Below are 25,709 nucleotides of genomic sequence, written 5' to 3'. Positions count from 1 at the left end.
AAGTGATATTACTGGAGAAGTAAGCATGGTAGTAGATACCTACCAACAAAACAACCATAAAAAATTTATACACCTTATTCCTAGTCGGGAATGTATTTTATCTTTTTTAAAAACATATAAAGATTTAATTAATCAAAAAAAAATAGAAAATAAATTTAATATTAATCATCAAAAAGATAAAAAAGCATTACGTCGAAGATTAAGGGCAATGGAAAGAGATAAGCAAATTGTATATACATATAATCATTGTTATATTGCCCTAGAAAATCTTAAAATAGTTATAGGAAAAGTTATAGGTCATAGAGATGGTTACGGTTTTCTTAGAAGTGAAACATTACAAGAAGATCTTTGGCTTTCTATTCAACAAATGAAATTATGTATTCATGGTGATATTGTTTTAGCACATATTGTAAGATATGAAAAAAAAGGAAAAAATTTAGCGAAAATATTAAAAATATTAAAACCGAATAACGTTTTAATTGTTGGTCGATATTATATTGAGAATAACATGAAATATGTTACACCTGATGATAATCGATTTAATTTTAAAATATTTATTTTTTCATCCACTATAACAAAAAATCTTGCTATAGGGTCTATTGTTGTTGTTAAGTTAAATAGAAATGTTTTAAATAAAAATAATAAAATCCAAGGAACAATAGTCGAAGTTCTTGGAAGTAGCTATAAAATGCACACTGCTCTTATTACAAATATTGCAATTCGTACGCATGATATTCCTTATTTATGGCCTAAAGAAGTGGAAAATCAATTGCATACAATAAATAATAAAATTGATAAAAAAGAATTTAAAAACCGTATAGATTTAAGACATCTTCCATTTTTTACTATTGATGAAAAAGATTCTTGTGATTTTGATGATGCTGTTTTTTGTAAAAAAAAAACTAGTAAAGAAGGTTGGGATTTATTAGTAGCTATTTCAGATGTTAGTCATTATGTTAAACCAGGAACTCCTTTAGATCAAGAAGCTTTAAAAAGAGGTAATTCTATCTATTTTCCTAAATTAGTAATTCCCATGTTACCAGAAAAAATATCTATAAATTTATGTTCTTTAAATCCTTATGTAGAACGTTTATGTTTAATATGTGAGATGAGTTTATCGAATACAGGGGAATTAACTCAATATAAACATTATGAAGCAATTATTTGTTCTCATGGACGTTTCACATATGATGAGATATTTAAAATTTGGAACCATGATATTCAACTTTGTTTAAAATACAATAGATTGTTAAAACATATTAAAAATTTATTATCCTTACAGAAAATTTTTAAAAAATATAATATATCTAAAAAAGGTATTTATTTTGAAAATACAGAAATTAAGTTTAATTTAGATGCGAATTTTAAAATCAAAAATATTTATCGACATATTAGAAATGATGCGCATAAGTTTATTGAATCATGTATGATTTTAGCAAATATAGCTTCATCTAAATTGATAAAAAAATATCAATATCCAATTTTATTTCGAAATCATGATCGTCCTTCGCAAGATAGTATTGAAAACTTGCGAATTATTTTGAGTGAATTAGGTTTATTTTTACCTGGAGGTAAAAATCCAAAATCGATTGATTATTCAGATTTTTTAACAAAAATTAAAAGTCGTCCAGATTATGAAATGATTCAGACTGTATTATTAAGGTCAATGAAACAAGCAGTATATTCGCCGGATAATCATGGACACTTTGGTTTATCTTTATCTAGCTATGTACATTTTACGTCACCTATTAGAAGATATCCGGATCTTTTATTACATAGAGCAATTAAATGTGTTTTATTTAAACCAAATGAGTATATGAAAGATTTAAAAAAAGAAAATAATTTGTTTAATTTAAATCGAATAAAAAAAATCGGTATGCATTGTTCTATGACTGAAAGGCGTGCAGATGAAGCTACTAGAGATGTTATGGATTGGTTAAAATGTGATTTCATGAAGAAAAAAATTGGAAATACATTTACAGGTGTGGTTTCAAGTGTTGTTTCTTTCGGTTTTTTTGTTCGTTTAAATAAATATTTTATTGATGGATTAGTTCGAATAGAAAATTTAAATGATAATTATTATTTTGATTCTATTGGATTAAAATTTATTGGAAAATCCACCAAAAATATTTTTCGATTAGGTGATCTTGTTCAAGTAAAAGTAATTTCTGTTAATTTTATTCAAAAAAAAATAGAATTATCTTTATGTTCTAATTAAATTAGTTATTAAAATTTTGATTTTTTTTGAACTTTTATACAATGAAATTTAATTGATTTTTTTATTAAATTAAAATACCATGTATTTAAAATAGTTTTATTTAGTTCCTTGTTTCCTATCTTAATATAAAATTTAATAATAGGAGACTAAAAAATCCAAAAGGAGCGTTATTTTATGCGTCATTACGAAATAGTTTGTATAGTACATCCTGATTATAGTGATCAAATTAATTCAATAATTGAAAAATATAAAAAAATAATTATTGATAATTCGGGTAAAATACATCGATTAGAAGACTGGGGAAGAAAACAACTAGCATATTCTATTAATAAGTTACATAAAGCGCATTATCTTCTTTTCAATATAGAAGTTTTTCCAAAAGTGATTAGTTTGTTAGAAACAGATTTTCGTTTTAACGTTGCAATAGTTCGAAACATGATTATATTAGTAAAAAAAGCAATTAATGAAGTATCTCCAATAATGAAGTTAAAAGAAGAAAAAAAAGAAAAAAAATAATTATTTAAAAATAATTTATAAAAATTTTATTTATAATATTTTTAAAATATATATAAATTTAGAAAACATTTTATTTTAGAGGATATTTTATATGGTACGTTATTTCCGTCGTAGGAAATTTTGTCGTTTTACAGCAGAAGGCATTCAAGAAATAGATTATAAAGATATCTCTATGTTAAAAAGTTATATTACAGAAAATGGTAAAATTGTACCAAGTCGTATTACTGGAACACGAGCTAAATACCAACGTCAGTTGTCAAGAGCTATTAAAAAAGCAAGATATCTTGCTCTTCTTCCATATACTGACCAACATCGTTAAAGTTAATTTAATTATATTTTTAAAGGGATTAAAAAATAATGGAAGTCATTCTTTTGTTAAAAGTTAATAAATTAGGTGATTCTGGTAAAATTGTAAAAGTTAAATCAGGTTATGCAAGAAATTATTTAATTCCTAAAGGAAAAGCTATTTTAGCTGATAAAAAAAATATTGAATCTTTTGAAGCACAACAAATTAAATTAAAAGAAGAAGGTATTAAAAAGTTACTTATTGCTAAATCTCGCGCTGAAAAAATAAAGAATATAAAATCTATAACAATTTTTTCTAAAGTTGGAAAAGACAAGAAAATATTCGGTTCTATAGGTATTAAAGATATTATTTCAGAAATGTCTAAAATAGATTTTAAAATAAACAAAAAAGAAATAAAATTACCTAATGGAGTTTTACGTTATACAGGAGAACATCAAGTAATTTTTCAACCGCATCATGAAATATTTGAATATTTTATAGTTAATATAATTTCAAAATAATAGCTTAATTTTTAAAATGGTGTTAAATGCTCAAAAAAATTTGTAAGTTAGCGAAAGATGCCGGAGATGCTATTATGAAATGTTATTATTCTAGTAAATTAATAAATATTTCATATAAAATAGATAAAAGTCCAGTGACTAATGCAGATAAAATTTCTAATGAAATTATTAAAAATGGATTATTTACTATTTTACCTAATGTGTCTATATTATCTGAGGAAGATATACATTATATTAAATATAATAAAAATTGGAATCTCTATTGGTTAATTGATCCACTAGATGGAACTAAAGAGTTTTTAAAAAAAAATGGAGAATTTACAGTTAATATTAGTTTAATTAAAGATGGAATACCTATTTTAGGTGTTATATATGCTCCTTTTTTTAATATTTTATATTGCGCGTATAAAAATAAAGCTTGGAAAGTAGATTCTAAAGGATATAAAAAAAAAATTTCTGTTGTTTCATCAAATATACCAAAATTTCTTATAAGTCGATCACATCCAAATAAAAAAATATATGATTTATTAAGAAAAACAAAACAATATACAATAGAAAAATTGGGTTCATCTCTAAAGTTTGGTTATATAGCAGAAGGAAAAGCTCAAATTTATCCACGATTTGGAGCAACATATATTTGGGATACGGCGGCAGGAGATGCAATTGTAAAAGCTGCGGGGGGTAGGGTAATAACATATAGTAATAATGAAGAAAAAGATTTAAATTATTTTTTAATTTCTGAAAAATCTTTAATGAATCCAGATTTTTTAGTTTTATCATGACATTAAAATATACTTTAATTAAATAATTATGAACATGAGTAAAATTCAAATTAAATTTCTAAACGATAATACTAATAATAAAAAAAATAGCAATTTTTTACCTGAATATGCTACTTCCGGATCGTCTGCATTGGATCTGAAGGCATCGATAAGCAAAAAAATACTTTTACACGCTACAGAAGTGATTTTAGTTCCAACTGGAATTTCGATATATATTGAAAACCCTTATATTACTGCTTTAATTCTACCTCGATCTGGATTAGGTCATAAGAATGGTATTGTTTTAGGTAATTTAGTAGGATTAATTGATTCAGATTATCAAGGAGAATTAATGATTTCACTTTGGAATAGAAGCAAAAAAGAATTTTATATTTATCCTAACGATAGAGTTGCCCAAATAGTTTTTGTTCCAATTATTCGACCTGTGTTTAGTGTAGTTCAAGAATTTAAAAAAACTGATCGCCATACAAGTGGATTTGGTCATTCTGGAGTATAAAATAAAAAATTTTAAAAAGTACCATGTTCTATATGATATTCTATTAATTTAGAAGCATATTTTTTTAGTTTTTTTTCTTTAGAAAGATATTTAATTAAATCATCAATTGTAATGATAGAATTAATTTGATGACTTTTTTGTTTTGTTGAATAATTAATTTTATGCAAGTTACTTTCTCTTTTCTCCTTTCGATCTAGCAAAACGAAAATTGAAGATATTTTAGAATTTGATTTTTCAATAATTTTAATTGAATGATTTATTGACATGCCTGATGTTATGACATCGTCTAAAATAATAATTTTTTTATTTTTAATATCTCCCCCTATTAATTGCCCTTTTTCTCCATATTTTTTTTCTTCTTTTCTATTAAAAGAATATGGAATATTTAAATTATATTGATTTTTAAGTGCTATTGAAGTAGAAACTACGATAGGTATACCTTTATAAGCAGGTCCGAATAATACATCAAACTTAATATTTAAATCCATTATTGCACGTGCGTAAAATGATCCAATTTTAGCAGTATCTTTTCCTGTAGATAATAAACCTGAATTAAAAAAATATGGGCTTGTACGTCCGGATTTTAGTATAAATTTTCCAAAATTTAAGACTTTTTTTTTAAAAGAAATTCAATAAATTCTTTTTTCCATTCCATCAAATTGAATCCTAATTAATGGTGAAAAATTTAGTTAATATTTAAATTTAAAAATATTAAATTTTTTATAAACTTTTAATGGCCCTTGCTGGATTTGAACCAGCGACCAAGCGATTATGAGTCGCCTGCTCTAACCACTGAGCTAAAGGGCCTTAACATTTTTACACCTTTTACTATAAATGAATTTCTTATAATAATCTAGACTTCTTTTAAAAAATTTATAGTTAATTTAAAATTTTATAAATATTTGACATATACATGAATTTTTGATATAAATGTACTTTTAATATTCCTCTGTAGTTCAGTTGGTAGAACGGCGGACTGTTAATCCGTATGTCACTGGTTCGAGCCCAGTCAGGGGAGTAAATATTCATGAATCTTTTGATCTAGTTTTATGTAATATATCTATTTTCTATTCTTATCTATATGTTCATATATTTTAAAATTTAGAATTTAATTTTAAAATTATTTCTTATTTTTTCCTTTTCTTAATATTATATATTTATTTTTGAGTTGAGATATTTTTAAAATTTTTTATAAATTCTTAATATTTAAAAATTCTTAATATTTAAAGATAATATTTAAGCGATTTATTTTATTTAAATTAAAGATTGACTAATGCGGATACATAAAAATTTTTTTTCAAATGAATTTACTTTTTTATTTTATGATTATGAAACCTTTGGAACACATACAGCATTAGATAAACCAGCTCAATTTGCGGCTATTAGAACAAATGAAAATTTAGAGATTATTGAAGAACCAAAATGTTTTTATTGTTTTCCATCGGATGATTATTTTCCAGAACCATATGCTATTTTAACAACGAAAATTACTCCACAATATACATTTAAAAATGGTACTAATGAGCATGAATTTTCTAAAAAAATTTATAATATTTTAATTGAGCCTAATACTTGTATAGTAGGTTATAATAATATTATGTTTGATGATGAAATCACAAGAAATATATTTTATCGTAATTTTTTAGATCCATATGAATGGAGTTGGAAAAATAATAATTCACGATGGGATCTATTGAATTTAACAAGAGTATGTTTTATTTTAAGACCCAATGGTATTCAATGGCCGAGAAATAATCTTGGTTTACCTATTTTTAAGCTATCTGATTTAACTCGAGAAAACAATATATTACATGATAATGCACATGATGCAGTTTCTGATGTTTACGCAACTATTGAGTTAGCAAAATTAATAAAAACACAACAACCAAAATTATTTAAATTTTTTTTTCAATATCGAAAAAGAAACGAATTGTATAAATTAATTAATTTAAAAAATTTTGAACCTATATTACATGTTTCTAGTTATTTTACTTCGATACGTTATAATATGAGTTTTATATTGCCTTTATTTTTTCAAGAAAACAATAAGAATGTATTAATTGCAATAGATTTGTTTAAAGACATAAAAAGACTAGTTGAATTTTTAAAAACAAATCACTATGAAGATATTATTTCTAAAGATTTATTTGATTTAGGATTAATATTAATACATTTAAATCGTTGTCCGATATTAGTTCCTATTCAACTAATACGGAAGGAAGATATTAAAAAATTAAAATTTCAAGATTTTTGTGTAGATGAAAAAATAAATTTTGTTAAGTTGAATTATTTTATATTAGATTATATAAAAAAATTTTTTTCTCGACAAAATATTTTTTGCAAACTATCAAATGTAGATGTTCAAATTTATGATAATTTTTTTGATTTTCATGATAAAAAATTAATCACAAAAATTCAAAATACTAAACCAGTATATTTTAAAAATCTAAAGTTAGATTTTAAAGATACACGTTTAAATGAACTTTTTTTCCGATATAAAGCTCGAAATTTTTTTTTCATATTAAATCAAAATGAACAAAAAAAATGGTTGAATTATTGTTTTAAAATTTTCAATCGAATTGCTTTAAACGAATATATAATAAAAATTGAAAATCTTTTAGAAACCTTCTCTTATGATAGAGAAAAAGTACATTTACTAAATCAATTACTAAAATATATTTTTAAAAAATATAAAAATTTGTTTTATCAAAAAATTAATCTAAATTAATTAGTTTAATATATCTAAATTGATATTTTTTTAAAATCCAAAATAGTTGATTTGGTTCAATGTTGTTTTTTGAATACAAAAAAATATTTTTTTTAATTTTTTGATTATATTTGTTATTTAAAAAAAATTTTTTTACCATTCTTGTAACTTTGTCGTGCGTTTCTACAAAATTAATAGGTTTTTTAAAGATATTTTGAATTTCGTTTTTTAAAAATGTAAAATGAGTACATCCAAGATATATTGTGTCAGGTTGTGATATAGAAATAATCCAAGAATTAAAAACTTTTTTCAACTCTAAATTAGAAATTGGTAATTTTTTAATTTTTTTTTCGGCAATTTCTGCTAATTTGTTTGTAGCTATTACTTTTATTTTTTCATAATGAATATATTTAGATAAAATATTTTGAGTATATACACTTTTTATAGTGGCTTTAGTTGCTATAAATCCAATGATGTTATTTTTTGTAATTTTTTTCGCTTTTGTTAACGATGGTAAAACTCCGATAATAGGAATATCAAAGTGTTTTTTTAATATAGATAAAGATATAGTACTTGCAGTATTACAAGCAATAATAACAATATTTATTGGATAAAGTTTTTGAATTGTATTAATGATATTAATACTTCTTTGTATAATAAAAGATTCTTTTTTTTCTCCATAAGGAAACCCTTCATTATCTAATAAATATATATAATTTATCTTTGGAAAATTATTTTTAATATTTTCCAATATCGATAGACCACCTACACCAGAGTCAAATATAAGCACTTTATTTATAAAGTTAATATTATAAAGTTCAATTGAATATCATTTTTTTAAAAAATATATTTTTATATGATATTTTTAAATAAAAACAATTTCATATATTTTTCTATTTTTTTTTGATCTTTTTCTTTCGTCATGTTTAATTTTTTTTCATTTATTATTTTAGTTTGTTCTTTTATCCATTTTTTCCAAGCTTGTTTAGATATTTTTTTATATATTTTTTCCCCTAGTTTTCCTGGATATGGAGGAAAATCTTGACCTTCACATTCTCGTTGAAGAAATATACAAAAAATTTTACGAGACATTGTTTTATTATTCCTTTAGTTAAAATTTATATTAATAATTTTAAAATTTTTTCTACTAATTTAGGTATTCCTATTTTTTGAGGATTTTTTAGCTGATACCATGTTCCTTTTTCTTCAATATGATAAAAATCATCTTTAAAAAATAATTCTATTAAAATTGGGGTGACTTGCATTTTAAAATGACTAAATTCGTATTTAAAAGAATTAATTTTTTTATATTTTTGAACATTTATTTTGTTTTTTAAAAGCCATTGTATGGCTTGATTTTTTTTTTCAAAACTTGGAAAGCAAAATAAATTTTTCCAAATGTTTTTTATAGTATTTTTTTGTATCCAAACTTTATCTTGAGATCGAACTATTATAAACCAGTATTTTTTTTTTGTTTTTATTTGTTGTTTTTTTTTAAAAGAATATTTATCCCATTTTTTTTCTTTATAAGCAATGCATTTGATGTTAATCGGGCAAAGATTACATTTAGGTGATTTAAAAGTACAAATCAATGCTCCTATATCAATTATACCTTGATTAAAAGCACCAGTATTGTGCATTGGAGTAATTTTTTCTATTAAATTCCATAGTTTTTTTTCAGTCGATGTATTGTTTGAACATCCGATTATTCCATAATATCGAATTAAAATTCTTTTTACATTCCCATCTAAAATAGAAAAAAAATAATTTAATGAAAAAGATAAAATAGCTCCTGCAGTAGATTTTCCTATTCCAGGTAATTTAGTTAAATTTTCAATATTTTCTGGAAAATTTCCATTGAACTGTTTTTGTATAATTTTAGATGTTTCATAAATATTGTGAGCTCTTTTATAGTATCCTAGTCCGCTCCACAAATATAGTATATCGTTTAATGTACTATTATTTAAAGAACTTAAATTGGGAAATTTTGATATAAATTTATTAAAATATGGAATAACAGTTTTAACTTTCGTTTGTTGCAACATTATTTCAGATATCCAAATTTTATATAATGTTTTATCTTTTTGCCAGGGCAGATTTTTTCTTCCATGTAGATGATACCAATTAAGTACTGATTGTGAAAAAATATAAAATGTCATTTGGTTATAAAATTATTTTTAATTTAAAAATGATATAAATGTATTTTTTGTAAAAAAGAAGTTAAAATATTAATATGTAAATTTATAATATCTATGTAATTACAATTAATAATTTATCAAAATATGAAAAGTAATATTATAACACCTAAATATAAAAATGGGATATTTTTACGACAAAATAAAAGCTTTATATCTCGAAAAGGTCGTATTACCAAATCTCAGTTAAAATCCATTCATGAATATTGGTCTTTTTTTGGCATTAATTATCAATTAAAATATTTAAATTTTAAATCAGTTTTTAAAAATGATTACCCAGTGATTTTAGAGATTGGTTTTGGAATAGGAGATACTTTGGTACAAACAGCGATTAATTCTGCTAATAAAAATTTTTTAGGTATTGAAGTTTATCCTCCAGGAATAGGATCTTGTTTACGTTTTGCTTATATGGCTAATTTGTCAAATTTAAAAATTGTTTATTATAATGCAGTTGACGTAATTGAAAATATGATTTCAAATCATACATTATCAAAAATACAAATTTTTTTTCCAGATCCATGGCCTAAAAAAAAACATCATAAAAGACGAATGATACAAGATATTTTTTTAAAAAAAATTTTAAAAAAATTAATTTTTAATGGTATTTTACATATTGTCACAGATTCAAAAGAATATGCTGATTATATATTAAATACAATTAAAAATATTCATTGTTATTTAAATATGTCTCTTACAGATACTTATCTTGAAAGTTGTTCATCTCATTTTTCTACTAAATTTGAAAAAAAAGCATGTATATTAAATAAAAAAATTTTTAATTTAATGTTTCAGTCTAAATATTAGATATTTTTTTAATTTAAAAAAATTTCTAATAGCGAATTAAGAAATATTTTTCCTTTTTTTGTTGTTTCCCAAGAATCTTTGTTTTCTATAATATATTTTTTTTCTAATGCTTTTTTTACATTGTTTTTTATTTGATTGATACTAATATTGGTACGTTCTTGAAAATGTTTTTTATAAATTGGTTGGTATAACCTAAAGGTGTTCATAAAATATTCAAAAGGTTTATCTTTTTCTAAGATTAATTTTTTACTATTTAAATATTTTCCATTAATAAATTGATTTATATTTTTATTCTTAATAGTTCTAATAATATCTCCATTTATTTTGGTAATTTTACCATGTGCACCACATCCTATTCCAATATAGTCGCCAAAATTCCAATAATTGAGATTATGTCGACATTTATATTGTAGTTTCATATATGAAGATATTTCATACTTAATATATCCTGATTTTTTTAAAAATTTTTCACCTTGATGCAATATTTGAAATATAATGTTTTCACAGGGTAAGTTCAATTTTTTTTTGTAAAAAGAAGTATTAGGTTCTAATGTGAATTGATACCATGATATATGTGTCGGATTATATTTAACAGCATATTTTAAATCTGACAAAGCATTTTTTAATGATTGATTTGGTAATCCATACATTAAATCTATATTGAAGTTATTGTTAATTTTTTTCACTTCTTTTATTGCTTTTATAGCTTCGTTTTTATTATATGTTCGTTCTATTTTTTTTAATAAATTTGAGTTAAATGTTTGAATACCCAAAGAAAAACGATTAATTCCTGATTTTTTGTAATTTTTAAAACGTTTATATTCTATTAATTTTGGATTAGATTCTATAGTAATTTCTGTGAACTTAGAAAGTTTTGTTCTTTTTTTTATTCCTGTTATTAAATTTTCGATTGATTTATGATGTAATAAACTAGGTGTTCCACCACCAATGAAAATATTATTTATTTTCCGTGTATATATTAATTTTAAATCTTTTTCTAAATCTTTAAGTAAATTTGAAATATATTTTTCTTCTGGAATTTTTTTTTTACTAACATATGAATAAAAATCACAATATCCACATTTTTTTATACACCATGGAATATGGATGTATAAACTGATTGGAGGAAGTTTTAGCATAATTTTAAAATTTTAAAAAAAATAATATATTAGAAATATTAGCAGTTAAAAATATTTTTTCCAATTCTTATCATATTACTATTGTAAATAAGTGCACTTTTTATATCAATACTTGTACCCAATGATAATGTATCAACTGATTTATATTGTTTTTTTAAAATATTGAATATATTTTGAATATTTTTATAATCATTATAGTTTGTTGTTTCTATTTTATTGTTAGGCATTGCCATAATTCCACGAAAATTAAGATGAGGCATTTTAGAAACAACATTTGCTAGATTATGATAATTTTCTATATCAATTCCATTTTTATTTTTTTCTTTAGAAATATTAATTTGTATTAAAACATTTATTGGAAGTTTTTTATTTGTTCTGTATTTATTCAATAAAATTGCAATTTTTTCTCGATCGATAGTTTGGCACCAATCAAAATATTGAGCTACTAATTTAGTTTTTTTAGATTGTACTTTGCCTATAAAATGCCAAATTATTTTATTATTTTGTTTGAGTTGTTTAATTTTTTTAATCCCTTCTTGTATATAATTTTCTCCGAATTCATATATTCCAGATGATAAAGCCATTTGAATTTTTTCAACTGATTGATTTTTACTAGCAGCAATAATTTTAATTTTTTTAATTAAAGAATCATTGTTTTTTAATGAATATTGTATTTTTTTTTTAAGATTTTGTATATTATTTTTAATATTTTTCATATGTTTAAATTAAATGTAATGAATTATTATATCAATATTGATTAAACCAACTTTCTAATATAATAACAGCTGCAGTAGAATGGATTTTATCTTTTTTTAATGCTTTAAAGCCATATTTCTCGAATATTAAAGATCTGGCTTCTTTTGTGCTAAGACGTTCATCATGTAATTTAACAGAAGTATTAAATTTTCGTTTTAATAAATTAGCAAATTGTTCTGCTTTTTTTGTTATGTTTTGTTTTGTACCATCCATTTTTAAAGGTAGTCCTACAACAATATAACGAGGTTTCCATATGTTTAATAAACATTTTATATCGTTCCAATTAGGAGCGCCATTAGATACAGTTAATTTATTCAAAGCTTTTCCTTTTTTAAGAATATTTTCTCCTACTGCGACTCCAATATTTTTAGTTCCGAAATCAAATGCAATCACCATTATTTTCAATCTCTATTTATAACTTGATTTTCAATATTATTCATTAATATACTAGTAATAGAAATGTTTGTCTTTCGTTCAATTTCACAAATGCATGTTGGACTGGTAATATTAATTTCTGTTAATTTATCACCTATAATATCTAAACCAACAAAAATAAGTCCTTTTTTCTTTAAGATAGGAGATACGTAATTTGCTATTTCCCAATCTATTTTATCTAGTTTTTGTATTTTAGCTATACCTCCAACGGCTATATTGGCTCTGGTTTCTCCTTTTTTTGGAATTCTTGCGACACACCAAGGTATTGCTTGTCCATTAATGACTAATATTCTTTTATCTCCATATTTTATTGATGGAAGATAAGTTTGAATCATACAATATTTTGTTTCATAATGAGTCATAATTTCCATAATGACTAAAGGATTTACATCATTTTCTTTCACTCTAAAAATACTAGATCCGCCCATATTATCTAAGGGTTTAATAATTATATCTTTATTTATTTTCCAAAAGTTATATATTTGAGATATATTTCTTGTGACTAATGTATCTGGTGTTACTTTATCAAATAATAGAGAAAATATTTTTTCATTGCAATCTCTTAAACTTTGTGGTTTATTAATTATTAGTACACCTTCTTTTTCGGCTTGTTCAAGAATATATGTTGCATAGATAAATTCCATATTAAATGGTGGATCTTTACGCATTAATATAACATCAAGCTCATTTAAAGAAATATTTTTTTCTTGAATGAATTCAAAATAATTATTTATTTTTTTTTGTATTTTTAAAAGACGTACTTTTGCATATGCTTGATTTTTTTTTAAATATAGATCATTCATTTCCATATAATAAATTTGATAATTTCTTTTCTGTACTTCAAGCAAAATAGCAAAGCTGGAGTCTTTTTCAATTTTAATTAATTGAATTGGATCCATTACTATTCCAATTTTTAATATCTTATTGTTGTTCATATATTTTAATTTATATAAGTTACGAACGAATATAATATATATAACATAAAAAAATTAAGTATAAAAATTTTTAATATAAATTTTTACAACAATAAAATTATAGTTTTAAACACTTATTCATATTTAGGATTATAATAGTTATCAAACCTAGACCAATGTCCATTAAAAGTTAAACTAATTGTTCCAATAGGGCCGTTTCTTTGTTTTCCAATTATAATTTCTGCTATACCTTTTAAATCACTATTTTCATGATATATTTCATCTCGATATATAAACATAATTAAATCTGCATCTTGTTCTAAAGAACCAGATTCTCGTAAATCTGAATTGACTGGTCTTTTATCTGCTCTTTGTTCTAAAGAACGATTTAATTGTGATAAAGCTATGACCGGGACCTGTAGTTCTTTTGCAAGTGCTTTTAATGTTCTTGAAATTTCAGCAATTTCAAGTGTTCGATTATCTGAAAGAGATGGAACTCTCATAAGTTGTAGATAATCTACCATAATTAAAGTTAAACCATTATTTTCACGATAAATACGGCGAGCTCTAGAACGAACTTCGCTCGGTGTAAGAGCTGAAGAATCGTCTATATAAATATTTTTTTTCTTAAGTAAAACGTTAATTGTACCTGACATTCTTGACCAATCTTCATTATTTAATTGTCCCGTCCTAATACGTGCTTGATTAACTCTTGAAAGAGAAGCTAGCATGCGCATCATAATTTGTTCTCCAGGCATTTCTAAGCTAAAAATTAACACTGGTTTATCATATAACATCGCGGCATTTTCGCATAAGTTCATTGCGAAAGTTGTTTTTCCCATAGATGGTCTTGCTGCAATAATAATTAATTCGGAACGTTGTAACCCTGATGTTTTTTTATTTAAATCTTGGTATCCTGTGTTAATTCCTGTGACTCCATCATTAGGACATAAAAATAGTTTTTCAATGCTAGTAATAGTTTCATCAAGTATTTTTTCGATATTTTTAGGTCCTGAATCTTTTTTAAAACGTTTTTCTGCTATTTTAAAAACACTAGATTCTGCATAATCTAGAAGTTCTTCGCTTTTTCGACCTTGTGTATCGTATCCTGCATTTGCTATTTTATTAGCAACTAATATCATTTCTCTTACAATTGCGCGTTCTCTTACAATATCAGCATAAGCTGTGATATTCGCTGTACTAGGAGTATTTTTTGACAATTCAGCTAAATAAGAAAATCTACCAACACTTTCTAATTTTCCTTTTTGTTCTAAAGACTCAGATAATGTAATTAAGTCAATTGGATGGCCTGAACTTAACAGTTGTTGCATTTCTTGAAATATTAAACGATGTGGTTTGCTAAAAAAATCATCAGCAACTACATGTTCTGAAACAGAATCCCACTGTTCATTATCCAACATTAAGCCGCCTAATACCGATTGTTCTGCTTCTATTGAATGTGGAGGAATTTTTAATCTATTAATTTGATTTAAATATAATTTATTTTTACCCATATATTTGCATATACCATTATTTAGCAAATTACTCTAAAGGTGTATTCTAATGTTACAATAATAAACTATTTACTGATAAATTTACTTTGTATCTTTAAAATTATTTGAAATATTATTTTAAGCTTTTGACATGTTTGTTTGATTTTTTTTAATAACGTATATATTGTATCTTTTTTATAATAAAATTATTTTAAGCTATACTTTTACTAATAACATAAGAGGAATATATTTTTAGGGGAATATTTTAAGCATATGAATAATATTAAAATTAGCTTTTAAATTAATTCAAAACACATTTTAGTTGCATATACTAATATTAAATCTTTTATTTTACAAAGTAATATAAATGAAATTGAAAAATTTTTGTTTTTTATAATTTTATCATATTTTTATAAATATTTAGATTTTTAAATATAAACATGAATTTTTAGAAAAATTTATATATTTTCTATTTTAAATTACATTAAAATAGATTTTTAAATATATTTTAAAATACATAACAGTTTTATTATTAATTGAATAAGTTTAATTTTAGTTGATTTAATTCACGTAAATATATTGTAAGTATAAACTTTATTTAGTTATGTTATTTAACATATAAATTAATTTAACTATATAAATATTGTTAAAAATTTATATTTCAATTTTTACTAAATATATATTAATTTTATAAAAATAAATTAAATGGTTATTAGCTAGTTTAAATGATTAAAAATTCTGTTTAAATATATTTATATAAATTGATTTTAAAAATGGAGTTTTTATTATGGCAAGCAGAGGTGTAAATAAAGTAATTTTAATTGGTCATTTAGGTCAGGATCCAGAAGTTCGATATATGCCTAATGGTAATGCAGTCGTGAATATGACACTTGCAACTTCAGAAAATTGGAAAGATAAAACTACAGGTGAAACTAAAGAAAAAACAGAATGGCATAGAGTGGTTTTATTCGGAAAATTAGCAGAAATAGCGGGAGAGTATTTACGAAAAGGTTCTCAGGTTTATATTGAAGGTTCGCTTCAAACAAGAAAATGGCAAGACCAAAATGGTCTTGAACGATATACTACAGAAGTTATAGTTAATATTGGCGGAACCATGCAAATGCTTGGAAATCGAAGTTCTAATACTCCTAATTCTCCAATAAATGAAAATAATAGTATTTTAAAAGCAAAAGAATTAGCTAATACTATTACTTCCAAAAATACAGAAAAATATAAATTAAAAAAAGAACAAGTTGATTCTTCAGAAATAGATTTTGATGATGAAATTCCATTTTAAATACACTTAAAATATATTTTTTAGCCCCATTTTTGGGGCAATATATTAACTTTTTTATATTTTTCTAAAAAATTCTAGTAATATAGAGCAAAATTCTTCTTTATGCGAAATAAATGGTATGTGTCCAGCTTGGTTTATAATAACGGAAGAACTATTATTGGATATCACATTAGTTAAATTTGAAATTTTTTTAGGAACTAGAGTATCTAAAGATCCATATATTCGTAAAAATGGCATTCGAATCATAGGTAATTGAGATCTTAAATCAACTGTTAAAAGCATTTCTAATCCTTTTTTGATAGCATGTTGATTAGGTTTTTCATGACTTTGAAATAATTTGTTTGTTAAAACATTCAAGTCTTTTAAATGTTTTTTTTCTTGAAATATTTGTGAGAATAAAAAATTATTTATTGTGTCATGATTTTTTTGTACTAAATCACGGTAAAAACAATATAGTTTTTTTTTCTCTATTCCAGGCCAGTTTTTTTTCTTTATAAAGCAAGGAGAGGAAGCTACATTAATAAGTCCTAAAATTTTATTAGGATATAATAAAGCAAAATTAGTTGCAATTAATCCACCAAGTGACCATCCTAGATAAATTGAATTATTAGGCATACAAAAATTTAATACTTCAATAATTTGTTGAATATTTGTAGGAATTAGTTTTTTATTTCTTCCAATTCCAGGTAAATCAATTAAATGCAATTTAAAATACGGACAAAGTTTTTTAATGATAAAAAACCATATTTCAGAATTAAAACCCCATCCATTTAATATAACAAGGTTAATATTTCCATTGCCTTTTATTTCCCATTTGAATTTTTTCATTTTTTGTATTATTTTATAAATTTATTTTATATTTAAATTATAATTATAGAATTATCTTGTATTTAAGTGAATTAATTAGTAAAATTAATGGTTCAAACTAATAAAAAATTAAATTAATTATTATGATTAAAATCTCTCATGAAGCTCAAAATTATTTGAGTTTACTTTTATCTAAAGAACCAATAGGGACTCAAATTCGTATCTTTATTGATAACCCTGGAATGCCAGACGCAGAATGTAAAGTAGCTTATTGTGCTCCAGATGAAATCGAAACATCTGATGTTAAATTTAAATATAATAATTTTTATGTTTATATTAATCAATCTATTCTTCATTTTTTAAAAAATTCTGAAATCAATCTGATAGTAGATAAGTTAAACTCATATCTTACTTTTCAAGCTCCATACGCTAAAAAAAATACCATCTATAAAAAACTTGAGTTAAAAGATCAAATAAAAAATTTTTTAGATATAGAAATAAATCCACAGTTATTATTACATGGGGGGAAAGTAAATTTAATAAATATTTCTAAAAGTGGTATAGCTTTTATAGAATTTAGTGGAGGATGTAATGGGTGCTCAATGATAGGAGTCACTTTAAAAGAAATGGTGGAAAAAAAAATATTATCTTGTTTTTCTGAAATAAAAAAGGTAGTTGATCAAACGGATCATGCGCATGGTAATCATTCTTTTTATTAAAAAAATATTACAATTCATGAAATATTTTAATTTTATAAGAAATATGATTTACTTAGGATTCTTATCAAATATTAAATATCGTTACTAATAACACTATATTCATACTAACGAAATTAATTTACAAATAAATAATTTATTTCTACTCCGTTTATCTTAATATTTTTAATTGAAATATTTTTAATACACTAAAAACATATTTTTAATTAATTTTTCAGGTAATTTTATCATCTTAGTTATTATTAATTTTGTAATAATTTTTTTAATTAAAAAATAAAAAATTTTTAAGATGGTACTAGAAATTATAAGTATAATTTTATATTTTCTGATTTTTATCAAGTTTTTTAAAATTCAATAAATGAATTCATATTGCTCAAAATTAAAAAAATTTAAAAAAATAAGCCGTTAAATAAATTTTTATCTCATCGAGTATTGATGTATACCATGTATTTATAAAAAATTAAATGATTTCAATATATTAACTAAAATGATTTATCAATAACTAAATAAATTTGATGATTTATTCGCATAGATTTCTACTATAAATTAATTTAAAAACTGTTTGACGATCATTAGTTATTTTATCCAAGTTTTATGTATTAATAAATAATATAATAAATACTATGTCATATTTATAATATTTTTAATATTATCTTCAATTTTTACCATTCTATCTTACTCTTTTAAAAAGAATTTAGCAGTTACATTCTTAAATAATAAATTTTAGAATTTTTAGACTATGAAATTTTGGTATTTAATTATTTTTTTAAATTTTATAGCAGGAATATAATAAACTTTATATTTTAATAGCTATATTCTGCTATACAATATATATTTTTTCATTAACGTAACTCTGTTCTTATTTATATAATTATCAATGTTTTTTTATAAAATATAATTTAATTTATGCATATTAATTTGTTTTAAAAAATTATTAAATACTACAATATAATGATTGGAATTATATTTTTAAAAAAATTAAGTTTAATAAAAAATTTTTATACTAAATTCTTTAGTAAGAATAAATTATTTTAATAGAGTGTATATGTGTAATTTAAATCATCAAGTAGAAATAAAAAAAAGACGTACTTTTGCCATTATCTCTCATCCTGATGCCGGTAAAACAACTGTTACAGAAAAAATGTTGCTTTTAGGAAAAGTAATTCGAACTTCTGGTACAGTTAAAGCAAGAGGAAATGGAAAATATGTCAAATCAGATTGGATGAAAATTGAAAAAGATCGTGGTATTTCTATTACAACATCTGTTATGCAATTTCAATATAAAAATATTTTAATTAATTTATTAGATACCCCTGGACATCAAGATTTTTCAGAAGATACATATCGTATTCTTACTGCAGTAGATTGTTGTTTATTAGTTATTGATGCCGCTAAAGGAATAGAAGAACGAACAAAAAAATTAATTAAGATAAGCCGACTACATCATACTCCTATTATTACATTTATAAACAAATTAGATCGTGATAGTCTCGATTCAATAGAAATTTTAGATCAAATTGAAAAAGAGTTGCAATTATCTTGTATACCTATTACGTGGCCTATCAGTTGTGGGAGAAATTTTCAAGGTGTTTTTCATTTATATGAAAAATTAATTTATTTATATAATAAATCTAAAAAACCTAGTGTTTTTAAAAATCATTTTGATTATTTAAATCAGTGTTTATTAAAGAATGATATAAATTCAGACTTAATTCTTCAAGTTTCCGAAGAATTAAAATTAATTAGTCATATATATTCAGATTTTAACAAAAAAGATTTTTTAAAAAGTATTATTACACCCGTTTTTTTTGGTAGTGCATTAAGTAATTTTGGTATTGATCATATATTAGATAGTTTAATAAAATGGGCTCCTTCACCTATTTATCGAAATAGTAATATAAGAAAAGTAAGACCTGAAGAAAAATATTTTACAGGTTTTGTATTTAAAATTCAGGCTAATATGGATTTAAAACATCATGACCGTATAGCTTTTATTAGAATTGTATCTGGAAAATACAAAAAAGGTATTAAATTAAAACATGTTAGAACTAAAAAAAACATTATTATTTCTGATGCGTTTTATTTTATAGCAGGGGATAGATTTGACATAAAACAGGCGTATCCAGGAGATATAATTGGCATACATAATCATGGAACAATAAAAATTGGAGATTCTTTCACGGAAGGAGAAGAAATTAATTTTATTGGAATTCCGAGTTTTGCTCCAGAGATATTTCGTCGGATTTTTTTAAAAAATCCATTAGATCAAAAGAAGTTAAAAAAAGGTTTAAATCAATTGTCGGAAGAAGGGGCAATACAAGTTTTTTACCCTTTGAATAATAATCATGTAATTTTAGGAGCTATTGGTATACTACAATTTGATGTAGTAATTCATCGATTAAAAGTTGAATACAAAATAGATGCTTTATATGAAAAAGTAAATATTAAGTTTGCAAGATGGATTACTTCAGATTATAAAAAAAATATAGAAATATTTTTGAATAAAAATAACTCTTGTATAGCATTAGATAATTTTAATAATTTAACATATTTAGCACCTAGTCAAGCTAACTTAAATATTATAATGTCTCGATATATTGATATTAATTTTAATGAAATAAGAGAGCAATAAATATATTTTAATTTTATTTTAGGTATTTGAAATGAAACGTGTTTTCTTAATGATTTTAGACTCTTTTGGAATTGGATCAAGTGTTGATGCTGGAAAATTTAATGATTGTGGTGCTGATACATTTGGACATATAGTAGAACAATGTTTTTTAGGAAAAGCTAATAAAGCAAGGGAGGGGTATTTAAAAATTCCTAATTTGCAAAAACTAGGAATATTTCAAGCACATAATGCTTCAACAGGAAAATATCCGATTGGTTATGATAAAAAATTTTATAACTCTAAAATTATTGCTAGTTATGGTTTTGCTAGTGAAATTTCTTCAGGAAAAGATACTACATCTGGGCATTGGGAAATAGCTGGAGCTCCAGTATTAGATGATTGGTATTATTTTGAAAAACTTAATAACACATTTCCTGAAACTTTAATACATGAAATTATAAAAAATTTTAAATTACCTGGTATTCTAGGAAATTGTCATGCATCTGGCACAGAAATTATTTCTAAATTAGGTGAAGAGCATATTAAAACAAAAAAACCAATTTTATATACTTCATCTGATTCAGTCCTTCAAGTGGCATGTCATGAAGATATATTTGGATTGTATAATCTTTATCAACTATGCCATATAATTCGTTCTTTATTAAATAAAAATAAATATAAAATAGCGAGAGTTATTGCTCGTCCTTTTATCGGGATGAATAAATTAAATTTTCAAAGAACAGGAAATAGAGTAGATTTTTCAATAAAACCTCCTTCTGTTACTGTGATGGAAAAATTAGTTGCTGAAAAAAAAGGAAAAGTTATTGGAGTTGGAAAAGTTTCAGATATTTATGCAGGAGTAGGTATTAGTAAAAGTATAAAATCTTTTGGGCTGAAAGAATTGTGTAATACAACTATTAATGAAATGCAATTAGCTAAAAATAATACGATTGTATTTACTAATTTTGTAGATTTTGATTCGATTTGGGGGCATCGTCGTGATGTTTCTGGATATGCTAAAGGTTTAGAGTTTTTTGATAGTCAGTTGTACAAAATGATTCATTTAGTTAACAAAGAAGATTTACTTATTATAACTGCAGATCATGGATGTGATCCTACTTGGTCAGGTACAGATCATACGAGAGAAAATATTCCTATATTAATATATTCTCCTGGTAGAAAAGTGAAGTTTTTAGGTCATCGCACCAGTTTTTCTGATATAGGTCAAACAATTGCTAAATATTTTTCATTGTCAAAAATGCAATATGGCACACATATGTTTTAAAAAATATTTATTTTAAAAATAAGGAAAAAACAAGTGTCTACTTTCCATATAAATAGTAAGAAAAGCGATTTTTCAGATACAATTCTTATGCCTGGAGACCCTGTAAGAGCAAAATATATTGCTGAAAATTATTTAAATAATTTTAAACAAATTAATACAACACGGTTAATGTTAGCTTATACGGGATATTATAAAAATAAAAAAATTTCTATTATGAGTCATGGAATAGGAATACCATCTGCTGCTCTGTATGTTAGAGAATTAATAACAGAATATAATGTAAAAAAAATTATTCGAATAGGAACTTGTGGTGCGGTACGAGATGATATAAACTTGCGTGATATTGTTATCGGATTAGGTGCTTCTACAGATTCAAAATTTAATAGAATACGATTTTATAATCATGATTATGCTGCTATTTCAGATTTTCATATAACTTATCAGGCATTTTTAGCAGCAAGACAAATGAAGGTCAAAATTCATATCGGTAATTTTTTTACAACTGATTCATTTTATACAGATCAAGATATGTTAAAAATTTTAAACAAATATAATATTGTTGGGATAGATATGGAAACAGCAGGTATATATAGTGTTGCATCTGAATTTCGAGCACAAGCTTTATCTATTTGCACGGTTTCTGATCATATTTTAAAAAAAGAATCTGTTTCATCATCAGATAGAGAATCTAGTTTTAATGATATGATTGTTTTATCTTTAGAAACAACATTATTAATTTAGATTTTTTTGGTGAGAAAGGGATTCGAACCCTTGATACGTTTCCATATACACGCTTTCCAGGCGTGTTCCTTAAGCCTCTCGGACACCTCACCTATATAAAATATTTATTCTATTACATCTGAAAAAGTAAATTACGTCAAGTTTTAAATTTAAAAATATTTATAATAAAATTATAAAGAAATATAGAAAAAATGATGTTTACTCTGATAGAATATACTTTCTTATTTCACTTTTTAAAAATTTAGATGTTATTTGTAGCATGATTATAAGGAGAAAATTGATTTATGAAATATTTATAAAATTTTGATAATTTTATTCTTTAAATGTTTCAACTACGTTTATTATAGTATTTTATTAGTTAATATTTTATTAATTAACAATTTACAGTTAATATAATTTATTAATTTAAATTTAATTATTCTATTTTTTAACGTTTTATTTTTGTTAACATTAATCATGTTTAGCATCAGTGGTTTTAACGAATTATTTTAGTAATCAAAATATGGCAGAAAAACGAAATATCTTTCTAATTGGACCTATGGGTGCTGGAAAAAGTACAATTGGCCGTCAACTATCTCAACAACTTAATATGGAATTTTTTGACTCTGATCAAGAAATCGAGAAACGTACCGGAGCCACTATAAGTTGGGTGTTTGATGTGGAAGGTGAAAATGGTTTCCGAGAAAGAGAAATTAAAGTAATTAATGAAATTACTCAAAAACAAGGAATTATTCTGGCTACTGGTGGGGGATCAGTTAAATCTAAGAAAAATAGAAACATATTATCAGCTCGAGGAATTGTAATATATCTAGAGACAACAATTGAAAAACAGTTAGCACGTACAAAAAGAGATCAAAAAAGACCACTATTACAAACAAATATATCAAATAAGATTATATTAGAAAATTTAGCTCAAGAAAGAAATCCTTTATATGAAGAAATAGCTGATTTTAAAATTCATACTGATACTCATAGTGCTAAATCTGTTGCATATAATATAATTCGTTTATTAGAAAAAATGTAATATTCATAAATATTCAAAGTACATTATTAGAGCATGATAATTATGGAACAGTTAAAAGTTATTTTAGGCGAACGTAGTTATCCTATCAGTATAGGATCTGGTATTATTGAAAAAGATAATATTTTCTTTCCCTTGAAATCGGGAAATCAAGCTATGTTAGTAACAAATAAAACATTAGCTAATCTTTTAAAAGATAAAGTTTTTTTTCAATTAAGAAAATCAGGAATTAAAGTAGATCAAGTAATTATTTCAGATGGTGAACAATTCAAAACATTAAATGAAATAGAGATGGTAATTTCTGCATTACTTGAGAAAAAACATTCTCGTGATACTACATTAGTTGCTTTAGGGGGGGGTGTAGTAGGTGATTTAACTGGTTTTGCCGCATCTATTTATCAAAGAGGAGTACGATTTATTCAGATTCCAACTACGCTTTTGGCGCAAGTAGATGCTTCTATAGGCGGAAAAACAGGAGTAAATCATTTATTAGGGAAAAATATGATAGGTTCTTTTTGGCAACCATCTTCAGTAATTGTAGATGTTAATTTTTTACAAACATTGCCTCGTAATGAATTAGTTTCAGGAGTATCTGAGATTATTAAGTATGCTGTTATTTTCGATGAACTATTTTTTAATTGGTTAGAAGAAAATATTGAAAAAGTATTATTATTAGATCATCAATCCATGTGTTTTTGCATTAAAAAATGTTGTGAATTAAAATCAAAAATTATTTCGCTTGATGAGCGAGAAAAGAATTTTAGAGCATTATTGAATTTTGGTCATACATATGGCCATGCTATTGAGGCGCATTCTGGTTATGGTACTTGGTTGCATGGCGAGGCAATATCAGTAGGTATGGTCATGGCGTCTCGTACATCAGAATTGCTTGGACATTTGAAAAAAACAGATTACAACAGAATAATTGCTTTATTAAAAAAAGTTGGATTACCTGTTAAGGGTCCCAAAAATATGTCTGCAGCTTCATACTTGCCATATATGATGCGTGATAAAAAAGTAATTTCAGGAGAAATGAGATTAGTGCTTCCTATTTCTATCGGAAAAGCCAAAGTTTTTTCTGGAATAGATAAAAGCATTATTTTAAGTGCAATTAAAGATTCTCAATAAATTTTAATAAATATTTTTAAATAATTAAAAAATTAAAAAATAAATAATAAAAATATTAATTAAATATGTTTTATGTTAGTTTTTTTAAAATTTGTTCTTTTATTATAACCATGTATAAAATTGCTAGATTAATAGGAGAATCAATTATGAAAGATTTTTTATTAGCTCCATCTATTTTATCTGCTGATTTTTCACGTTTAGGTGAAGAGGTAAACAAAGTATTGAGCGCAGGTGGTGATTGGATTCACTTTGATGTTATGGATAATCATTATGTTCCTAATTTAAGTATGGGTCCTATGATTTTAAAATCACTTCGAAATTACAATATTACTGTTCCTATTGATGTTCATTTAATGACCAAACCTGTAGATAATTTAATTCCTCAGTTTGCTCAGGCAGGTGCTAATTTTATCACATTTCATCCAGAATCAACTGATCATATTGATCGTACATTAAATTTAATTAAAGAACATGGATGTAAAGCCGGTTTAGCATTTAATCCATCTACTTCACTGCATTTTTTAGATTATGTAATAGAAAAATTGGATTTAATTTTATTAATGTCAGTAAATCCTGGTTTTGGAAATCAGTCTTTTTTACCATTGACGATCAATAAATTACGTGAAGTACGTAAACGAATTGATTTAAGTTTGTTAGACATTTATTTAGAAGTAGATGGAGGCGTAAAATTAGAAAATATTTCTGAAATAGCTTGTTCTGGAGCAAATGTATTTGTAATTGGTTCTGGAATTTTTGATTATCCAGATTATCATAGAATTATTAAAAATATTCGTCAAGAATTAAAATACTCTCATTTTAACTCTATTCATTAATATTTTAT

The 25,709-nt window shown here is 23.9% G+C and carries 25 protein-coding genes, 3 tRNA genes and 1 pseudogene; 17 read left to right on the top strand and 12 right to left on the bottom strand.

Annotation, left to right across the window (positions count from 1 at the left end):
• Positions 1 to 25 precede the first annotated feature (25 nt).
• The 6 genes from rnr (at position 26) to dut (ending at position 4,819) form a co-directional block, all read left to right on the top strand.
• Positions 26 to 2,218, top strand: coding sequence for a ribonuclease R (gene rnr / locus RJT32_RS02835; RefSeq protein ID WP_343154220.1), 2,193 nt, complete (start codon positions 26 to 28; stop codon positions 2,216 to 2,218).
• 174 nt (positions 2,219 to 2,392) lie between these two features.
• Positions 2,393 to 2,734 (top strand): 30S ribosomal protein S6, encoded by a 342-nt coding sequence (gene rpsF, locus RJT32_RS02830; RefSeq protein ID WP_343154219.1) that lies wholly within the window; start codon positions 2,393 to 2,395, stop codon positions 2,732 to 2,734.
• A gap of 91 nt (positions 2,735 to 2,825) precedes the next feature.
• Entirely contained in the window at positions 2,826 to 3,053 is a 228-nt protein-coding gene (rpsR, locus tag RJT32_RS02825) for a 30S ribosomal protein S18 (RefSeq protein ID WP_343154218.1), read from the top strand.
• A gap of 38 nt (positions 3,054 to 3,091) precedes the next feature.
• Positions 3,092 to 3,541, top strand: coding sequence for a 50S ribosomal protein L9 (gene rplI, locus RJT32_RS02820; protein WP_343154217.1), 450 nt, complete (start codon positions 3,092 to 3,094; stop codon positions 3,539 to 3,541).
• Positions 3,542 to 3,567: 26 nt separating this feature from the next.
• Positions 3,568 to 4,323, top strand: coding sequence for a 3'(2'),5'-bisphosphate nucleotidase CysQ (gene cysQ, locus RJT32_RS02815; protein WP_343154216.1), 756 nt, complete (start codon positions 3,568 to 3,570; stop codon positions 4,321 to 4,323).
• Between the two features lie 34 nt (positions 4,324 to 4,357).
• The gene (dut, locus tag RJT32_RS02810) at positions 4,358 to 4,819 is read left to right on the top strand and encodes a dUTP diphosphatase (RefSeq protein ID WP_343154215.1); all 462 of its coding nucleotides are present in this window, start codon (positions 4,358 to 4,360) and stop codon (positions 4,817 to 4,819) included.
• Positions 4,820 to 4,830: 11 nt separating this feature from the next.
• Here dut and pyrE read toward each other — a convergent pair.
• Both pyrE and RJT32_RS02800 read right to left on the bottom strand, forming a co-directional pair.
• Positions 4,831 to 5,474: pseudogene (pyrE, locus tag RJT32_RS02805) on the bottom strand (orotate phosphoribosyltransferase).
• Positions 5,475 to 5,553: 79 nt separating this feature from the next.
• Positions 5,554 to 5,626: transfer RNA gene (locus tag RJT32_RS02800), tRNA-Ile, on the bottom strand.
• 138 nt (positions 5,627 to 5,764) lie between these two features.
• Between RJT32_RS02800 and RJT32_RS02795 the strand changes: the two genes are divergently transcribed.
• Positions 5,765 to 5,837: transfer RNA gene (locus tag RJT32_RS02795), tRNA-Asn, on the top strand.
• Between the two features lie 255 nt (positions 5,838 to 6,092).
• On the top strand, positions 6,093 to 7,547 hold the full coding sequence (gene sbcB / locus RJT32_RS02790; RefSeq protein ID WP_343154214.1) for an exodeoxyribonuclease I: 1,455 nt from the start codon (positions 6,093 to 6,095) through the stop codon (positions 7,545 to 7,547).
• Here the strand turns inward: sbcB and murI are convergent.
• The 3 genes from murI to mutY all read right to left on the bottom strand — a co-directional run bounded on the left by murI (position 7,534) and on the right by mutY (position 9,685).
• Entirely contained in the window at positions 7,534 to 8,316 is a 783-nt protein-coding gene (gene murI / locus RJT32_RS02785) for a glutamate racemase (protein ID WP_343154213.1), read from the bottom strand. The two genes, sbcB and murI, sit on opposite strands and share 14 nt — an antisense overlap.
• Positions 8,317 to 8,378: 62 nt before the next feature.
• Entirely contained in the window at positions 8,379 to 8,618 is a 240-nt protein-coding gene (locus RJT32_RS02780; RefSeq protein ID WP_343154212.1) for an oxidative damage protection protein, read from the bottom strand.
• Between the two features lie 26 nt (positions 8,619 to 8,644).
• Positions 8,645 to 9,685, bottom strand: coding sequence for an A/G-specific adenine glycosylase (gene mutY, locus RJT32_RS02775; protein WP_343154211.1), 1,041 nt, complete (start codon positions 9,683 to 9,685; stop codon positions 8,645 to 8,647).
• A 123-nt stretch (positions 9,686 to 9,808) separates the two neighbouring features.
• Between mutY and trmB the strand changes: the two genes are divergently transcribed.
• The gene (gene trmB, locus RJT32_RS02770) at positions 9,809 to 10,525 is read left to right on the top strand and encodes a tRNA (guanosine(46)-N7)-methyltransferase TrmB (RefSeq protein WP_343154210.1); all 717 of its coding nucleotides are present in this window, start codon (positions 9,809 to 9,811) and stop codon (positions 10,523 to 10,525) included.
• An 8-nt stretch (positions 10,526 to 10,533) separates the two neighbouring features.
• On the opposite strand, the gene hemW is transcribed toward trmB, so the two are convergent.
• The 5 genes from hemW to dnaB form a co-directional block, all read right to left on the bottom strand.
• Positions 10,534 to 11,664: a radical SAM family heme chaperone HemW gene (gene hemW, locus RJT32_RS02765; protein ID WP_343154209.1), complete on the bottom strand. Its 1,131-nt coding sequence runs from the start codon at positions 11,662 to 11,664 to the stop codon at positions 10,534 to 10,536.
• A gap of 38 nt (positions 11,665 to 11,702) precedes the next feature.
• On the bottom strand, positions 11,703 to 12,380 hold the full coding sequence (locus tag RJT32_RS02760; RefSeq protein ID WP_343154208.1) for a YggS family pyridoxal phosphate-dependent enzyme: 678 nt from the start codon (positions 12,378 to 12,380) through the stop codon (positions 11,703 to 11,705).
• Between the two features lie 31 nt (positions 12,381 to 12,411).
• A complete protein-coding gene (gene ruvX, locus RJT32_RS02755) occupies positions 12,412 to 12,819 on the bottom strand; it encodes a Holliday junction resolvase RuvX (RefSeq protein ID WP_343154542.1) in 408 nt (135 codons plus the stop codon).
• Positions 12,820 to 12,821: 2 nt separating this feature from the next.
• Complete coding sequence (gene gshB / locus RJT32_RS02750) at positions 12,822 to 13,790, bottom strand: glutathione synthase (protein ID WP_428994346.1); 969 nt, start codon at positions 13,788 to 13,790, stop codon at positions 12,822 to 12,824.
• 113 nt (positions 13,791 to 13,903) lie between these two features.
• Complete coding sequence (dnaB, locus tag RJT32_RS02745) at positions 13,904 to 15,283, bottom strand: replicative DNA helicase (RefSeq protein ID WP_343154207.1); 1,380 nt, start codon at positions 15,281 to 15,283, stop codon at positions 13,904 to 13,906.
• Positions 15,284 to 16,049: 766 nt separating this feature from the next.
• Between dnaB and RJT32_RS02740 the strand changes: the two genes are divergently transcribed.
• Positions 16,050 to 16,559 carry a single-stranded DNA-binding protein gene (locus tag RJT32_RS02740; protein WP_343154206.1) on the top strand — a complete coding sequence of 170 codons (510 nt, stop codon included), beginning with the start codon at positions 16,050 to 16,052 and terminating at the stop codon, positions 16,557 to 16,559.
• Between the two features lie 54 nt (positions 16,560 to 16,613).
• Here RJT32_RS02740 and bioH read toward each other — a convergent pair whose 3' ends face one another.
• The gene (gene bioH, locus RJT32_RS02735; protein ID WP_343154205.1) at positions 16,614 to 17,387 is read right to left on the bottom strand and encodes a pimeloyl-ACP methyl ester esterase BioH; all 774 of its coding nucleotides are present in this window, start codon (positions 17,385 to 17,387) and stop codon (positions 16,614 to 16,616) included.
• Between the two features lie 122 nt (positions 17,388 to 17,509).
• Here bioH and RJT32_RS02730 point away from each other — a divergent pair, with 122 nt between their 5' ends.
• From RJT32_RS02730 to deoD, 4 genes are all read left to right on the top strand, one after another.
• Positions 17,510 to 18,085 (top strand): NfuA family Fe-S biogenesis protein, encoded by a 576-nt coding sequence (locus RJT32_RS02730; protein WP_343154204.1) that lies wholly within the window; start codon positions 17,510 to 17,512, stop codon positions 18,083 to 18,085.
• Between the two features lie 1,042 nt (positions 18,086 to 19,127).
• Positions 19,128 to 20,714, top strand: a complete 1,587-nt coding sequence (locus tag RJT32_RS02725; RefSeq protein ID WP_343154203.1) for a peptide chain release factor 3 — start codon at positions 19,128 to 19,130, stop codon at positions 20,712 to 20,714.
• 31 nt (positions 20,715 to 20,745) lie between these two features.
• Entirely contained in the window at positions 20,746 to 21,978 is a 1,233-nt protein-coding gene (locus tag RJT32_RS02720) for a phosphopentomutase (protein WP_343154202.1), read from the top strand.
• Between the two features lie 33 nt (positions 21,979 to 22,011).
• A complete protein-coding gene (deoD, locus tag RJT32_RS02715; protein WP_343154201.1) occupies positions 22,012 to 22,719 on the top strand; it encodes a purine-nucleoside phosphorylase in 708 nt (235 codons plus the stop codon).
• A 7-nt stretch (positions 22,720 to 22,726) separates the two neighbouring features.
• On the opposite strand, the gene RJT32_RS02710 is transcribed toward deoD, so the two are convergent.
• Positions 22,727 to 22,811, bottom strand: a tRNA-Ser gene (locus RJT32_RS02710).
• A gap of 410 nt (positions 22,812 to 23,221) precedes the next feature.
• Here RJT32_RS02710 and aroK point away from each other — a divergent pair.
• The 3 genes from aroK to rpe all read left to right on the top strand — a co-directional run bounded on the left by aroK (position 23,222) and on the right by rpe (position 25,701).
• Positions 23,222 to 23,743 carry a shikimate kinase AroK gene (gene aroK / locus RJT32_RS02705; RefSeq protein WP_343154200.1) on the top strand — a complete coding sequence of 174 codons (522 nt, stop codon included), beginning with the start codon at positions 23,222 to 23,224 and terminating at the stop codon, positions 23,741 to 23,743.
• 42 nt (positions 23,744 to 23,785) lie between these two features.
• Entirely contained in the window at positions 23,786 to 24,868 is a 1,083-nt protein-coding gene (gene aroB, locus RJT32_RS02700; protein WP_343154199.1) for a 3-dehydroquinate synthase, read from the top strand.
• Between the two features lie 146 nt (positions 24,869 to 25,014).
• A complete protein-coding gene (gene rpe / locus RJT32_RS02695) occupies positions 25,015 to 25,701 on the top strand; it encodes a ribulose-phosphate 3-epimerase (RefSeq protein ID WP_343154198.1) in 687 nt (228 codons plus the stop codon).
• The last annotated feature ends 8 nt before the right edge of the window (positions 25,702 to 25,709 follow it).

The sequence above is a fragment of the Buchnera aphidicola (Aphis aurantii) genome (genome assembly GCF_039388985.1).
GTDB classification, from domain to species: Bacteria; Pseudomonadota; Gammaproteobacteria; order Enterobacterales; family Enterobacteriaceae; genus Buchnera; species Buchnera aphidicola_BL.
This window is presented reverse-complemented; position numbering and strand designations above follow the sequence as displayed.